The organism is Spongiactinospora gelatinilytica (assembly GCF_003236385.1).
Classification (GTDB): Bacteria; Actinomycetota; Actinomycetes; order Streptosporangiales; family Streptosporangiaceae; genus Spongiactinospora; species Spongiactinospora gelatinilytica.
This window is the reverse complement of the sequence record NZ_POUA01000178.1, coordinates 1-14,590: the sequence shown is the minus strand read 5'-3', so window position 1 is coordinate 14,590 and position 14,590 is coordinate 1. Positions and strand designations below refer to the sequence as shown.

12 protein-coding genes and 1 pseudogene are annotated in these 14,590 nt (G+C 73.3%); 7 read left to right on the top strand and 6 right to left on the bottom strand.

Translation table 11 applies throughout. From position 1 onward, the window contains the following. The 3 genes from C1I98_RS21725 to C1I98_RS21715 form a co-directional block, all read right to left on the bottom strand. Window positions 1–181 (bottom strand): WhiB family transcriptional regulator (locus C1I98_RS21725; RefSeq protein ID WP_111169275.1); only part of this gene is annotated, 181 nt, incomplete at its 3' end. Window positions 182–222: 41 nt separating this feature from the next. Next, on the bottom strand, window positions 223–645 hold the full coding sequence (locus C1I98_RS21720; protein WP_233508053.1) for an ATP-binding protein: 423 nt from the start codon (window positions 643–645) through the stop codon (window positions 223–225). 164 nt (window positions 646–809) lie between these two features. Further along, the gene (locus tag C1I98_RS21715; RefSeq protein WP_111169271.1) at window positions 810–1,595 is read right to left on the bottom strand and encodes a SigB/SigF/SigG family RNA polymerase sigma factor; all 786 of its coding nucleotides are present in this window, start codon (window positions 1,593–1,595) and stop codon (window positions 810–812) included. A 273-nt stretch (window positions 1,596–1,868) separates the two neighbouring features. Between C1I98_RS21715 and C1I98_RS21710 the strand changes: the two genes are divergently transcribed. Then, window positions 1,869–2,252 (top strand): STAS domain-containing protein, encoded by a 384-nt coding sequence (locus C1I98_RS21710; RefSeq protein ID WP_233508052.1) that lies wholly within the window; start codon window positions 1,869–1,871, stop codon window positions 2,250–2,252. Between the two features lie 9 nt (window positions 2,253–2,261). Here the strand turns inward: C1I98_RS21710 and C1I98_RS21705 are convergent, their stop codons facing one another. Beyond that, entirely contained in the window at window positions 2,262–2,984 is a 723-nt protein-coding gene (locus C1I98_RS21705; RefSeq protein WP_111169270.1) for an ANTAR domain-containing response regulator, read from the bottom strand. 108 nt (window positions 2,985–3,092) lie between these two features. Between C1I98_RS21705 and C1I98_RS45075 the strand changes: the two genes are divergently transcribed. The 4 genes from C1I98_RS45075 (at window position 3,093) to C1I98_RS21685 (ending at window position 8,432) form a co-directional block, all read left to right on the top strand. Next, a complete protein-coding gene (locus tag C1I98_RS45075; protein ID WP_111169269.1) occupies window positions 3,093–4,970 on the top strand; it encodes a SpoIIE family protein phosphatase in 1,878 nt (625 codons plus the stop codon). A gap of 60 nt (window positions 4,971–5,030) precedes the next feature. After that, window positions 5,031–5,450 (top strand): STAS domain-containing protein, encoded by a 420-nt coding sequence (locus tag C1I98_RS21695; RefSeq protein WP_111169268.1) that lies wholly within the window; start codon window positions 5,031–5,033, stop codon window positions 5,448–5,450. A 212-nt stretch (window positions 5,451–5,662) separates the two neighbouring features. Next, window positions 5,663–6,859, top strand: coding sequence for a glycosyltransferase (locus C1I98_RS21690; RefSeq protein WP_233508051.1), 1,197 nt, complete (start codon window positions 5,663–5,665; stop codon window positions 6,857–6,859). A gap of 88 nt (window positions 6,860–6,947) precedes the next feature. Then, window positions 6,948–8,432, top strand: coding sequence for an AAA family ATPase (locus tag C1I98_RS21685; RefSeq protein ID WP_111169266.1), 1,485 nt, complete (start codon window positions 6,948–6,950; stop codon window positions 8,430–8,432). Between the two features lie 15 nt (window positions 8,433–8,447). Here C1I98_RS21685 and C1I98_RS21680 read toward each other — a convergent pair whose 3' ends face one another. Then, window positions 8,448–9,512: a PucR family transcriptional regulator gene (locus tag C1I98_RS21680; RefSeq protein WP_233508050.1), complete on the bottom strand. Its 1,065-nt coding sequence runs from the start codon at window positions 9,510–9,512 to the stop codon at window positions 8,448–8,450. Window positions 9,513–9,593: 81 nt separating this feature from the next. Between C1I98_RS21680 and C1I98_RS21675 the strand changes: the two genes are divergently transcribed. Together C1I98_RS21675 and pruA are read left to right on the top strand one after the other, a co-directional pair. After that, window positions 9,594–10,520: a proline dehydrogenase family protein gene (locus C1I98_RS21675; protein WP_111169265.1), complete on the top strand. Its 927-nt coding sequence runs from the start codon at window positions 9,594–9,596 to the stop codon at window positions 10,518–10,520. Between the two features lie 15 nt (window positions 10,521–10,535). Beyond that, window positions 10,536–12,161, top strand: a complete 1,626-nt coding sequence (gene pruA / locus C1I98_RS21670; RefSeq protein ID WP_111169264.1) for an L-glutamate gamma-semialdehyde dehydrogenase — start codon at window positions 10,536–10,538, stop codon at window positions 12,159–12,161. On the opposite strand, the pseudogene C1I98_RS41610 reads toward pruA, so the two are convergent. Continuing rightward, window positions 12,143–14,590, bottom strand: a pseudogene (locus tag C1I98_RS41610) (hypothetical protein); the annotation flags it as partial. The gene pruA and the pseudogene C1I98_RS41610 sit on opposite strands and share 19 nt — an antisense overlap.

Below are 14,590 nucleotides of genomic sequence, written 5' to 3'. Positions count from 1 at the left end.
CCCAGATCCCGCCCGACTGGCCGGACTCCACCGCGAAGCGCAGGCACGGCCCGTGTACCGGGCAGTCCGCGCAGACTCGGCGGGCGGCCTTGAGCTGTTCCGGCGAGGGGACGGCGCCGATCGGGAAGAACAGTTCCGGATCGGCGTCCCTACAGGCTGCGTGCTCTATCCAGCTACCCATGTGCTTCGTCACGCTGACGCAGCTAACCATGGGTGACCCGGCTAAACCTTGAAGCTCATCGTCACGGTGGTGCCGGACGCGCCGGTCGCGAAGTCGATGCCGGAGCTGAGCCTGCGGGCGACCCACAGGCCCATCCCGCTGGTGGCGTAGGGGCCGGGCGGGGTCGCGCCGGGGGTCGCGCCGTCGAGCGGCCAGTGGCCCTCGTCGTGGACTTCGACCACGAGGTGGTCGCCGGCGCACCAGACGCGCATGGTGGCCCGGCCGTTCCCATGGGTGACGGCGTTGGTGGCGACCTCGTTGACGGCGAGGAGGAGTTCGCCCACCCGGTCATCGGGCATGCCCTGGCGATGGGCGTAGGCGGCGGCGAAATTGCGTGCGCCGGGCAGTCCGGGCAGCCCGAAGGCGATCTGCTCGGCCGCACCGTCGTGGAGCGGCCTTTCATGAGGACGTGAATCCTCGTTCACCCGGGATCGCCTCCCACCTGCGAGGCGGGCGCCGCCTGCGCCCTCTACCTGCGTCATCCTGCTTCTGACCGCCGTGTGCTCCCACCTCCGCCCTCAGGATCGTTGGGTGCCCTGTTTGCGGCAGATTACTCGGTCGCATGGCCGGAAGTGCGGCAAGGGGCGGGTCAAGGCCGATCCTGCCCGGCGAGCAGTTCGCCGCGCAGCCGGTCGAGCACCTTGCGCAGGATGCGCGAAACGTGCATCTGCGAGATGTCGAACTCGGCCGCGATCTCCGCCTGGGTCATGTTGCCGAAGAACCGCAGCAGCAGGATCTTCTTCTCCCTGGCGGGCAGTTCGTCGATCAGCGGTTTGACCGCCTCGCGGTCCACGAGGCTGCTCAGTTCGTCGCCCTCTTCCGGGATCACGTCGCCGAGCGCGGCGGCGTCGTCGTCGGTGCCCAGCGGGGCGTCCAGGGAGAGGGTGCTGTAGGCGGCGGAGGCGTCCAGGGTGAGCAGGACGTCCTCTTCTGAGATGTTCATCCGGGTGGCCAGTTCCGGCACCGTGGGCGACCTGCCCAGCTCCTGGCTCAGGTCGGCGACGAGGCGGTTGAGCTCGGAGCGGCGTTCCTGGTAGAGGCGCGGTACGCGGATGGCCCAGGTGCGGTCTCTGAAGTGGCGCTTGACCTCGCCGGTCATGGTCACCACGGCGTAGCCGCGGAAGGCGTGGCCGAGGGCGGGGTCGAAGCCGTTGACGGCCTTCATCAGGCCGACGTAGGCGGCCTGGAGCAGATCCTCCAGCGGCTCGCCGCGATAGCGGTAGCGACGGGCGATCTCCATGGCCAGGGGCCTGTGCATCTCCACGATCCGCTCGCGAAGCCGTTCCCGAAGCGCCGGATCGATCCGGGGGGCGGCGGCCTCTGCCAGCAGTTCCTCAGCGGTCAGCTCGGTGATGTCGCGCGCGTGAACGGTCATCGCTCGCTCCTCGATATGGACAGCGGGCGCGCGGCCGGCAAGGGCTCTGGGAAGAGAAGTGCCCATGGGCGGGCCGTCGGGCCGGCCCATCCGGACACGCTCGCCTCGCGCGAAGTCGAAGACGAGGCCCGCTGCTGGACCTCGGGTGATGCATTCCCGCTTCGTCAAGCGTACGCCACACTTCGGGGTGACAGTAAGGTTGCTCTTGGCCCGCGCGAGCGGCGCTGGCGCCATGCGCCATGGACCGGATGGCGAGGAGACGCACGGGTGGGCATGTCGGGCAACATGCCGGGCGATCTGGATGGCGTCCCGGCCCTCTCACTCACCGCCCGCACGGTGGGCGACATCGCGGTGGTGGAGATTCACGGCATTCTGGACGCCACGACGCGCGAGCAGTTCGCCACGTTCCTGGCCGACACCGCGGCGCGGCACCGCGAGGGCATGATCCTCGACCTGGGCGGCGTGTCGTTCATGGACTCCCGGGCCCTGGGCCTGATCGTCCACTACTGGCAGGCGAGCACGGCGGCCGGGACGCGCTTCGCGCTCGTCGGGGTCCAGTACTCCCGGTCGAAGGTGATGTGGGTCACCGGCCTGGCCGGTCGCCTGCCGCTGTACGACTCGCTGGACGACGCGCTCGCCGGGCTGCGGGAGGGCTGAGCGCACGGGTCAGCTCGCCGGGCGCTCGTTGCGCTGGTGCTCGCTCACCAGCAGCCTGGCCAGCTCCACCACCTTGATCTGGTGGTGCTGGGAGACCCGGCGCAGCTCGTCGAAGGCGGCCTCGGCCGAACACCCGCTGGCCTGCATGATGATGCCCTTGGCCTGGTCGATCACCGCCCGACCGGCCAGCGCCTCGTGCATCTGCGCGGCGTCGGTGCGCACCTCATCGAAGTCCCAGACGTTGCGCAGGGCGACCGTCACCTGGTCGGCGAGCATGCCGGCCAGCGGGGCCACCGCGTTGGCGCGGAAGACGCCGGGGCGCACGGAGTACAGGGCGACGACGAGCATCGCCGACTCCACGGTGATCGGGATCACCAGCACCGAGCGGACCCCGCAGCGGGTGGCCATCCCCGCGTACCGTGCCCACCTGCGGTCGCTGAGCACGTCGGGGACCAGCACGGGCGCGCCGGTGGACCTGGCCTCCCTGGCGGGGCTCTCGTTCAGGGTGTCCTCGCTCTCGGCGAGCACGATGAGCTCGCTGTGCGAGGCCGACAGCAGGACGCGCTCGGACCGCCACAGCTCCGCGGACCCGCCCGAGCATCCGGAGATGCCGCGTACCAGGGTCTCGGTCAGCCCGCGCAGCACGCTTTCGCTGGATGTGTCGTCACTCACCCTGGCCAGCGCCGCCAGTTCGCCGGCGAGCGCCGGGCTGATCAAACCTGAGCCGTCCAACGAGCGCGACCTCCTTCCCGGTGTGCCTACATTAATCCCAGCATCGAAGCGCTCGGCCAAGTGTCGTAGCGTCTATGAAGAAGGACCCTTCAGCGGCAAGGATGTGCTTTGACGGAACTGGGTGCCCTTACCTCGCTTCAGCACGCGGTGGCGGACCTCGCCGCACGCGTCACATCCCTGCGCGAAGCCAGGTCCACCTACCCCAAGGACCTGGGCACCACACTCGACGCCGCCCTCGCGGAGCTGGACACCGCGGCCGAGTTGCTCGGCACGGCGCTCGGCGAGCTACGCAGGAAGCAGCGGCGCGGCGGCGAGCGGGACGGCGGGACGCTGCGCGAGCAGAAGCTCATGCGGCAGATCTTCCGCTCACTGCCGATCCCCACGGTGGTCATGGACAGCGCGGGCGTGGTCCGCAGGATCAACGCGGAGACGGCGCGGCTGCTGGGCAGCCCGGCGGGCTACCTGATCGGCCGGCCGTTCCCGCTGCTGGTGGACGTGGCGCGGCGGGCGGCGTTCCGCTCGCACCTGAGCGCCGTGCAGCAGAGCGGTCAGCCGGCCTCCTTCCAGACCAGACTGGCCCACCAGGGCCGGGCGCACACGGTCCAGCTCGCGCTGACCCGGCTGTCCCTGCCGGGCGAGCCACAGGACATGGTGGTCGCGGTCGCGCTGCCGACGGAGGTCCAGCTTCCCGAGCGGCCGGCCGGGCGGGTCGAGATGTCGGACGCGGCCCTGCTGATGGCCTCGGCCCGGCGCAAGGAGCTGCTGGCCCGGATGACCCGCCTGCTGCTGGACGTGGAGAGCCTGCGCGAGCCGGTCGCGCTGTCGCGGGCGGCGCGGCTGCTGGCCGCCGAGTCGGCCGACTGGGTGCTGATCGACGTGGTGCGCGACGGCGTACCGGTCCGCGTCACGGTGCTGGGCCCGGCCGAGCAGCCGGTGGGCGACCGGCTGCGGGTGGCCGAGCGGCTGGACCCGGCGGCGGCGCCGGTCGTGGCGCAGGTGCTCGCCCAGGGGTCCGGTGTGGTCCAGGAGATGGTGGAGGACGAGAAGTCGCTGGGCCTCACCCCGGACGGCACGCCGCTGCTGCGCACGCTCGGGGCGGGGTCGCTGATGTGCGTGCCGATCCAGACCGACCAGGCCGCCGAGGGCGCGGTGACGCTGCTGCGGCTCGGCGAGCACGAGCCGTTCACCCTGGCCGACCTGGGGCTGATGGAGGAGATCGGCACGCATCTGGGGCTGGCGCTGCGCGCCCAGCGGGCCTTCCAGTCCAGGAGCGATGCCGCCGAGGCGCTGCGCAGCAGCGTGGTGCCCAGGAGCCTGCCGGACATCCCGGGGTTCGAGGCGGCGGCGATCTACCATTCCGGGTCCGGGCCGGTGACCGTGGGCGCGGAGTTCTACGACGTCTTCCCGGTCAAGGACGGCTGGGGGATCGCGCTGGGCGGGGCCTGCGGCAAGGGCGAGACGGCGGCGTCGGTGAGCGCCCTGGTCAGGAACGGCCTGCGGGTGCTCGGCGGGTTCGAGTCCGATCCGGCCGAGGCGATCCGCAAGGTGAACCAGGCGCTGGTGATGCAGGGCAGCGGCATGTTCGTGATGGCTCTGATCGGCTTCGTGCCCGCCGCCGATCCGGGGCGGAAGATCCGCATCGCCTCCGCCGGGCACCATCCCGCGGCGCTGCTGCGGCCCGACGGCAGCGTCCGCTTCCTGGCGGGCGGCGGCGTGCCGCTGGGCATCGACGACGACGCCGATCTGGCCGCCGAGGACCTGGAGCTGACGCCCGGTGAGACGCTGGTCTTCTACTCAGACGGGCTGGTAGCGTCGCGAGATGAGCACGGCGAGCCGTACGGCGAGAGCCGGCTCGGAGACGTGCTCGGCCGATGCGTCGCCCAGTCTCCGGCGACGCTGGTCAAGACCGTCGAGGAAGACCGCAGCGCGTTCTCCGGCGGCCGGTTCTACGACGAGATCGTGATCTTGGCGCTGCGGGTCGCCTGACGAGCCCTCGATGAGGTGACTCATCCCCGGAAAACACTACTGAGCGGGGGGTGGACTAAGATGACGATCTTCTACGGAACCGAGACGATCCACGGCGCGGGCGGCCTGCCCGAGCGCCAGAGGAGAGCGAGCATGGGCGTGGAATACGAGGGTGCGCTCTTTCGCATCCACTCCACGCCGCACCCGCCGCTGCTGCGCGTCGAGGGCGAGATCGACGCCAACTCCGCCGCCCGCTTCCTGGCCGCTCTGCGCGCGGCGGCCCGGTCGCTGGGCGGTGACATCACGCTCGACCTCGGCGAGTTGTCCTTCATCGACCTCGGCGGGCTGCGCGCGATCGTCGAGGTGGCCGGGGAGGTCGGCGCGGAGGGCCGCAACCTGGTGCTCTCGCCGGTGGCCCCGCACGTCCGCCAGCTCATCCAGATCATCGGCTGGGACACCGCGCCGGGCCTGAGACTGCCCGCGGACGAGATCCGGCCGTAAGAAACCGGCCGTAGACAACCGGCCGTATATAACCGACATATACCGCCGAACCCGGCGGATTCGAGGTTTGCATATCGTCCGGTGCCGGGTATGGTCATGAACGTCTGAGGTGCTTAAGACACAGGCACACCTGACGGATTCCTAGGGCTGTTCTCAATCGGCCCGGCTCCCCGAGGTGTGCCGTGAACATAGCAATCGTCGCTTCCGACGCAGTGTCCGCAGGTACCGTAGACGACTCCGACCGCGCCGCCCAGCGCGCGCATCTGCTGGCCGTGGCCCGCGAGCTCGGCCGCAGCCACCACGTCACGATCTACGGCAGGCTCGACTCGCCCGAGCGCCGTCCCAAGGCCCGTCTGGCCCACGGCGTGACCCTTGAACTCCTGCCCGCGGGCCCGCCCGAGGAACTCTCCGAGGAGGGCGTCCTGCGCTACGCCGGCGACCTCGGCGCGGAGCTGACCCGGCGGTGGGACGCCGAGCGGCCCGACGTCATCCACGCGCACTCCTGGGCCGGTGGGCTGGCCGCGCTCGCCGGGGCCGACGGCCTCAACGTGCCGGTCGCCCAGACGCTGCCCCGGCTGCGCCCGCTGCCCCGTCCCGCCCGCAGGGCGGCGACCGCCAAGGCGGGCGGCGGCACAGGCGGCGACAACGCCACCCGGGTACGGCTGGCCCGCGCCATCGGCCGTACCGCCAGCGCCGTCATCGCCGGCTGCGGCGACGAGGAGGCCGAGCTGATCCGCCTCGGCGTGCCGCGCAGGAGCATCACCGTGGTCCCCTGCGGGCTCGACGTCGAGCGCTTCCGCAGACACGGCCCGTCCGCCCAGCGCGGCAAGCGGCCCCGGCTGCTGCACGTCGGCCCGCTCGCCCCGGAGGGCGGCGCCGCCACCGCCATCCGCGCCCTGGAGGGCGTCCCGGAGGCCGAACTCGTGCTCGCCGGCGGCCCGCCCGCCGACGCGCTCGCCCAGGACCCCAACGCCCACCGCCTGCGGCTGCTGGCCAAGGAGACCGGCGTGGACGGCCGGGTCACCTTCCTCGGCCAGGTGCCGTCCGCGACGGTGGCCAAGCTGATGCGCAGTGCCGACGTGGTGCTCACGCTGCCCGACGACGCCAGCGCCGGGGTGGTCGCCCTGGAGGCCATGGCATGCGGTGTGCCGGTGATCGCCTCCGCCGTGGGCGCCCACCTGGACTCCGTCCTGGACGGGGTGACCGGGATGCTGGTCCCGCCCCGCCGCCCGGCGCTCACCGCCAGGCTGGCGCGCGAGCTGCTGACCGACCCGACCAAGCGGTCCGCGCTCGGGTTCGCCGGCGCCGACCGGGTGCGCTCGCGTTACTCCTACGAGCGGATCAGCCAGGAACTGCTGCGGGTCTACGCCGATACGATGGGCGAGCCGGAGGTGCCCGCCCTGACCTGACACACTCGCACCGAAATGCCACATCGCCGGAACATGCCCCTCCCGTAACGGGCCGGAGTCTGACAGGCTTGCTCCCACGGGAGGCGGCATGGATTCCAGCGACGCGCGGCATCTGGCGCGGGAGTTACGCGATCTACTTTCCAGCGCGAACCAGCGGCTGCGGGAGGAACGACCGGACGCTCCGGTCGTCTCCCGCGTAACCGGTCACCTCGGCTGCCCGCTCACCGAGGTGATCAGCGTGAGCGAGACCTTTCCCCGCTGGGAGCACGCCAACCTCCAGCGCGGCGTGGACGCCTACCTGGCCCGCTACTCCCCCGGCGCCGAGTGGTTCGGCATCTCGGGCGAGAGCCGGCACGGCTACGACTACGCCGACATGCTGACCATGATGTCGCGCGGCTGGGATCGGTTCGACCTGGGGGCGGTCGGCTACGCCACCGCAGCGATCGGGCCGCGCGACACCATGGAGGTGGTGAGTGCCGGGCTGGTCTGCGCGCACGCCCCGGACGGCACGCCACTGGTGATCGGCCTGCGGACCTGGCTGGAGCACGGGCCGCCGCAGTGCCGGATCGAAGTGCTCGCCGCCTCCCGGGACGGCGCGCGGGCGGCCAGGGACGAGATCACCCGCCTGATGCACGAGCACGATGTGTTCCGCGGGCGGATCCTCTCCTTCGCCTGGACCGAGCACCGCGGCAACGAGCTGCTCAGTTTCCTGCCCCGGCCGCAGATCGCGGCCGATGAGGTGGTCCTGCCCGCCGGGCTGCTCGGCGTGGTGGAACGGCACGTGATCGAGGTCGGCGAGCTGGCCGCGCGGCTGCGCGCGCACGGCCGGCACCTCAAGCGCGGCCTGCTGCTGCACGGCCCGCCGGGCAGCGGCAAGACCCACACCGTGCGCTACCTGATGGGCCGGATGACCGGCTGCACGGTGATCGTCTTGACCGGCATGGCGATCCGCCACATCGAGCAGGCCGCGGCGCTGGCCAGGCGGCTCCAGCCGGCGATGGTCGTGCTGGAGGACGTCGACCTGGTGGCGATGGACCGCTCGTTCAACCCCGAGGGCAACCCACTGCTGTTCATGCTGCTCGACGCGATGGACGGCGTCGGGTCCGATGCCGACGTGGCGTTCGTGCTCACCACCAACCGGGCGGACGTGCTGGAACGCGCGCTCGCCGACCGGCCGGGCCGGATCGACCTGGCCGTGGAGATCCCCAAGCCGGACACCGCGGGCCGGGCGGCCCTGCTGCGGCTCTACTCCCGCGGCCAGCGGCCCGCCTTCGACGCCGACGCGATCGTGTCCCGCACCGAGGGCGCGACCGCGTCGTTCTTCAAGGAGCTGCTGCGCCGCGCGGTGCTACGGACGATCATGGCGGGAGACGACGCGAGCGTCCTGACCGACGCCCACCTGACCGCCGCGCTGTCGGAGATGCTGGCCGAACGGCAGGCGCTGACCCGCGCGCTGCTGGGGTCCGGCCCGGGCGAGGGCGACCCCGCACGGGAGACGCCGCACGTGCCGATGGCGGCGCGGGCGGGCGGCCACGGCAGCAGCTTCGTGGTGTACGGCGAGGCCGACGATTGACCCCACCGGCCCGGCTCAGGCGGTCATCCGCGCGGCCTTGAGCGCGAGGTGCAGCCGCAGCCGCGTCTCGCCGTCCGACAGGTCGGCCCCGACCGCGCGTTCGGCCTTGGACAGGCGGTAGTAGAGGGTCTGCCGGTGTACGCCGAGCGCCGCCGCGGCCTGCTGGGCGTGGCCGCCCCGGTCGAGATAGACCTCCACGGTGTGCGCGAGCTCCGGGTCGGCGAGCAGGTCGGCGGCCTCCGCGGCCAGCTCGGCCAGGTCGGCGGCGGGCAGCCTGGCGAGCATCCGGTAGACGCCGAGGTCCGGCCAGGCGGCCACCGGACCGAACCGCTCGACCCGCTCGGCGACCCGCAGCGCCTGCCTCGCCTCCCGCCAGCTTCGCCACGCGTCGGCCGGGTCCTTCCTCGGGCCGCCGACGCCTGCGGGTTTGCGGTACATCGCGTGGGCCCGCGCGGCGACCTCGGCCGCCAGGGGGGCGGGCACCAGCAGGGCGACCGGGTCTCCCGGCTCGGCCAGCACGCCGCGCGGCAGCGTCCACAGCGCGGTCGTCCGCTCGGGGGCGGCGCGCACCGCGACGGCCGCCACCGGGCCCTCGATGTCGAGCCTGGCCAGCGCGGCGGCCCTGCGCTCCGGATCGGCCGACAGCAGCTCGCGCAGGCCGCGGCCCAGCTCCTGGCGGTTGCGCGCCTCCAGGGCCAGCAGGCCGGCGGCGTCTTCGGCCAGCGGGGCGATCCGCGCCAGCATCGCGTCGGGGACGCCGCCGCCGTCCGCCGGATCGAGCAGCCACAGGTAGCCGTAGGTCACCCCGGCGCGGCGCAGCGGGACGCACACCCGGGCCAGTACGCCGAGCGCGTCGTCGGCGGGGATGCGGATCGGGCCGGGCGCGCTGGCGATGCCGTACCCCTCGAAGTAGGCGCGCACCTCGTCGGTGGCCCGGCGGCGCAGAATGGAGTCACGGCGGACGGCGTCGATGTCGCCGCTCTGCGCCGCGTAGGCCAGGAGCTGGAAGGCCCGGTCCTCCAGGGTCGCCGACGCGCCGAGCACCCGCGCGACCTCGTCCACGGTTTCCTGGAGCTCCACCTCCTCATCGTACATTTGTATGAAGCACCCGGTGCGCTTGTCCATGGTGCCGGGCGGAACCACCTTCATAACCTTGGAGACATGCTCGGTTCACTGCTTCTGGCCGGCTCGCGCAGCCGGCTCGTACGGCGCGCCGTCTCCGGTTTCCCGCCGAGTCGCCGGGTCGTCGGGCGGTTCGTGGCCGGTGACGACACGGCGGCGGCGGTCGCGGCCGCGCGGCGGCTGACCGGCGCCGGTCTCACCGTGACCATCGACCACCTCGGCGAGGAGACCCACGACGCGGGGGCGGCGGCGCAGGCCGCCAAGGCGTACGTCATCCTGCTGGACGCCCTCGCCGCGCTCGGCCAAGGCGGCGGGGCGGAGGTGTCGGTCAAGCCGTCCGCCGTCGGCCAGGCCCTCGGCCCGGACGGCGACGCCATCGCACTGGACCACGCCAGGGAGATCTGCTCCGCGGCCCGCGCCGCCGGCACGACGGTCACCCTGGACATGGAGGACCACACCACGGTCGACTCCACCCTCGGCATCCTGCGCGAGCTGCGCGCCGACTTCCCCGGCACCGGCGTCGCCGTGCAGTCCTACCTGTTCCGCACCGAGGCCGACTGCCGCGACCTGGCCGGGGAGGGCTCGCGGGTGCGCCTGGTGAAGGGCGCCTACGCCGAGCCGCCCTCGGTCGCCCACCAGAAGAAGGACGACGTCGATCGGGCGTACGTGCGATGCCTGCGGATCCTCATGGCGGGGAAGGGGTATCCCATGGTGGCCACGCACGACGATCGGCTGATCTCGATCAGCGAGTCGCTCGCCGCCCGCTTCGGCCGTGAGCGCGGAGATTACGAGTACCAGATGCTGTACGGCATCCGGACCGACCGGCAGGCGGCGCTGGCGGAGGCGGGGCACACCGTCCGGGTCTACGTGCCCTACGGCGACGACTGGTACGGCTACTTCATGCGCAGGCTCGCCGAGCGCCCGGCCAACCTGGCCTTCTTCCTGCGCTCGCTCACGTCCAAGTGAAGAGGTTCCACCATCATGGATGCGATCAGCAACGTCCCGGTCCCGGCCAACGAGCCGGTGTACGGCTACGCGCCGGGCAGTTCCGAGCGCGCCGCGCTGGAAAGCCGGCTCAAGGAGCTCGGCGGCACGCGGCTCGACATGACCATGACCATCGGCGGTGAGCGGCGGATGGGCGGCGGCGCCGAGATCGAGGCGGTGCAGCCGCACAACCGGGCCGCGGTGCTCGGCCGGCTGGCCGAGGCGACGCCCTCCGACGTGCGGGCGGCCATCGACGCGGCCACCGAGGCGGCCCCGGCGTGGCGGGCGCTGTCCTTCGACGACCGCGCCGCCGTGCTGCTCAGGGCGGCCGACCTGCTGGCCGGGCCGTGGCGGCAGACGCTGAACGCGGCCACCATGCTGGCCCAGTCCAAGACCGCCTACCAGGCGGAGATCGACGCGGCCTGCGAGCTGATCGACTTCTTCCGGTTCAACGTCGCGTACGCGCGGGCCCTGCTGGCCGAGCAGCCGATCTCCTCCCCCGGGGTGTGGAACCGGATGGAGTACCGGCCGCTCGAAGGGTTCGTGCTGGCGATCACGCCGTTCAACTTCACCTCCATCGCGGCGAACCTGCCGACCGCCCCGGCCCTGATGGGCAACGTCGTCGTCTGGAAGCCCTCGCCGACCCAGCAGTTCTCCGCGCACTTCATCATGCGCCTGCTGGAGGAGGCCGGCCTGCCCCCGGGCGTGATCAACCTGGTCACCGGCAACGGCGCGGCCGTCTCGGAGGTCGCGCTGCGCGACCCGCGGCTGGCCGGCATCCACTTCACCGGCTCCACCGCCACCTTCCAGCACCTGTGGTCCACGGTGGGCGCGGGCATCACCGGCTACCACGGCTACCCGCGCCTGGTGGGCGAGACGGGCGGCAAGGACTTCGTGGTGGCCCACCCCTCCGCCGACCCCGCCGTGCTCTCCACGGCGCTGATCAGGGGCGCCTTCGAGTACCAGGGGCAGAAGTGCTCGGCCGCCTCGCGCGCGTACGTGCCGCGCTCGGTTTGGGGCCGGATCCGCGACGACTTCGTCTCGACCGCGGAGTCGCTGACGATCGGCGACGTGGCCACCGACCTGTCGCTGTTCATGGGCGCGGTGATCGACGAGCGGGCGTTCGCCAAGCACAAGGCCGCCATCGACCGGGCCCGCGCCGCGGACTCGGTGAACGTGCTCACCGGCTCCTACGACGACTCCACCGGCTACTTCGTGCGGCCCACGGTGCTGGAGTGCGCCGACCCCACCGACGAGATCTTCGTCAAGGAGTACTTCGGCCCGATCCTGGCCGTGCACGTCTACGACGACGCCGACTACGACGCCATGCTGGACCAGATGGAGGGCGTCGCGCCGTACGCGCTGACCGGGGCGGTCATCGCCCAGGACCGCCGGGCCGTCGCGGCCACCGCCGAGCGGCTGCGCTTCGCCGCGGGCAACTTCTACATCAACGACAAGCCGACCGGCGCGGTCGTCGGCCAGCAGCCCTTCGGCGGCGCCCGCGCCTCGGGCACCAACGACAAGGCCGGCTCCATCTTCAACCTGATCCGCTGGGTGAACGCCCGCGCGATCAAGGAGAACCTGATCCCGCCGACCGACCACCGCTACCCGCACATGGGGTGAGGCTCCCCCGCCGCCAGTGCCGTCAGGCGCAGTCGCAGGTCGGCGGCCTGGCGGGCGAATCCGGTCAGCCCGGCCCGCAGCCGGGGGTGCGTGGCCAGTTCCTCGATGAGGTGGGCCGCGCGGGGTAGTTCGGTGCGGGCCGGGTCCGCGGCGAGGTCGGCGGTGGCGGCGTCGAGCAGGGCGCGTACCGCGGCCTCGGAGACGGTCCGCAGCCGGGCGGAGGCGTCCGGGTCGCGCGGGGAGAGGAAATGCCAGTACGCGGGCGGCGGGACGATCGGCGTGCCCCGCGCGGCGAGCCGGGCGGCGGGCGGCACCCAGCGGTCGCCGGTGCCCGCCGCGACCTGCCAGTGCGCCGCCTCGCCCGCCTGGTCCACCAGCCACACCAGCGTGTCGCCGGCCAGCACGCCCATGCCGTGGCGGCCCGCGTGCGGGAGTTCGATCAGGCCCCAGGGCACCGCGCCAGGCCGACCGCGCGGCTCGGCCCTGCGGCCGTCCACGCCCTCGATGACGTAGCGGCCCTCGGTGTGCCCGCTCGCGCCGTCGCCGGTCCGCCTGCTGACCCGAAAGCCCACCAGCGTGCCGTCCGTGCCGAGCGGGGTCCGCCGCACCCCTTCGGGCAGGGGGGCGAGCGTACACGCCTCGACGGCCCAGGCGCGGCCCGCCGGGAGCGGGGCGCGTTCCAGGAAGCCGGGCAGCGAGGCGCGGCCCAGCTCGCCGGTGGCGGGGTCCAGCTCGCGTAGTTCCGGGCGCCACGCCTCCGGCTGGGACCAGTACGTCACGCCGTCGCACAGCAGCCGCGGGGTGTCGGCCAGGCGCGGCTCGCCAGGGCGCAGCGCCCGCCTTCCGGTGACCCGCGCGCCGGAGGCGTCGAGGAACGCGTAGCCGTACCCGGACCTCGGCCGCAGCGCGCCGCCCACGCGGGGCACCGGGCCGGGGGGCGTCCGTGCCGGGCCCGCCGTCCAGTAGCCGCGCGCCGTGCGGTGGTCGTCCCAGACCACCAGGAACTCCCCCGCCGAGTAGACCACGGTGAAGGACTCGGCCGTGGCGGGCAGCCGCAGGTCGTGTTCGGCGATCCGGCCGGACGGGCCGACCGCGACCGCGCGGTGCCGGTTGTAGACGGTGAGCACCGGCCAGCTCGAGGTGATCTCGGCGTCCGGGCCGAGTTCGTCGGCGGCGGCGTCCAGGTCGTCCCAGCCCAGCTCGTCCAGGATGCCCGCGCGCAGGGTGCGGGTGAGGGTGACCGCCACGTCCGCTCCCTCGATGGCCTCGCGGACGCCCTCGGGCATCGCCGCCATGCCCGCCGCGCCCGGCGGCAGCCCGCTGGAGAGGCGCTGCACGGCCTCGCGGGCGTCGGCCAGCCCGCCCCGGGCGATCTCGCCCGCCTCGGCGGCCACCCAGTCCCTGACCAGCGGGCGCAGCGCCGCCACGTCCAGCAGCGCGCCGACCCCGTGCCGGGCGGCGAACGCGCCCACCGCGGCGCTCAGCAGCCGGGCGTGGCGCGGGTCGGCGCCGATGGCGGCCAGGTCGCGCTGCCGGTGTTCCAGCCAGCGGCCCAGGTCGATGGTGTGACCGGGGTCGGGGTCGGCCACCGGGAATCCGGCGGCCAGGCAGGCGTCCAGCAGGTCGGCGTCGATGACGCCGGAACGCGGGGAGCCGGCCGGGCGTACCGGCTCCTCGCCCGGCTTCAGCCGGGTGACGAGGTCGAGCAGGAGGGGCGGGGTGCGGCCGGTGCGCCTGCCCCGCTCCAGGTGGGCCGCCATGCGGGTGAGCCAGCCCGCGGCCTCCGCACCGGCCAGGTCGGCGAGCGCGCCGGTCTCGTCGAGCAGAGCGAGCCACCACTCGTCCATGTCGGCGTCGGGGAACAGGTGGAGCAGGGCGTGCCGCAGTTCGGTGAACCGCTTGGCCAGCCGTACCAGCCGGGCCCGGTTGGCCTTCCAGAACGCGGTGGAGGCGTGGCGGGTCGCGGGGGCGCGCAGCAGCAGGGCGAACGCGCGGCGCTCCGCCTCCACCGGGTCCAGCCCCGCGGCCTTGGCCATCGCGCGGACCTGCCGGGGCAGCGCGGGCCAGGGCGGCAGGCCGCCCCCGGTGTAACCGGCGACCAGCTCCAGCAGCTCGGCGTAGGCGCGGGCGGGGGCATGGCGCTCGGCCAGCCCGGCCGCGTACCCGGCGACGGCCTTGGCCGGCAGCGCCCCGGCGAGCGCGAACCGCAGGTACGCCGCGCGCCGGACGTCCTCCGCCACCACCAGCCCCTGCTCCTCCTCGGCCCGCCTGGCACGCAGGAACATCGCCCCGGCCCGCTGCGGCCACCCGGCGTCCAGACAGTGCGCGGCCACCTGCTCCCAGAAGACGGGCACCTCGGCGACATCAAGACCACGAGCGATGAGCTCGGCCCGCTCGGCCACCACGGCGGCCCGCACACCGCCCCGCCG

What these genes read in the sequence shown, in the direction of transcription:
- C1I98_RS21715 (WP_111169271.1), bottom strand. Translation starts at nt 1,595, where the DNA reads ATGACCGTTCACGCGCGCGACATCACCGAGCTGACCGCTGAGGAACTG.
- C1I98_RS21685 (WP_111169266.1), top strand. Translation starts at nt 6,948, where the DNA reads ATGGATTCCAGCGACGCGCGGCATCTGGCGCGGGAGTTACGCGATCTA.
- pruA (WP_111169264.1), top strand. Translation starts at nt 10,536, where the DNA reads ATGGATGCGATCAGCAACGTCCCGGTCCCGGCCAACGAGCCGGTGTAC.
- C1I98_RS21695 (WP_111169268.1), top strand. Translation starts at nt 5,031, where the DNA reads ATGACGATCTTCTACGGAACCGAGACGATCCACGGCGCGGGCGGCCTG.
- C1I98_RS21675 (WP_111169265.1), top strand. Translation starts at nt 9,594, where the DNA reads ATGCTCGGTTCACTGCTTCTGGCCGGCTCGCGCAGCCGGCTCGTACGG.
- C1I98_RS21710 (WP_233508052.1), top strand. Translation starts at nt 1,869, where the DNA reads ATGTCGGGCAACATGCCGGGCGATCTGGATGGCGTCCCGGCCCTCTCA.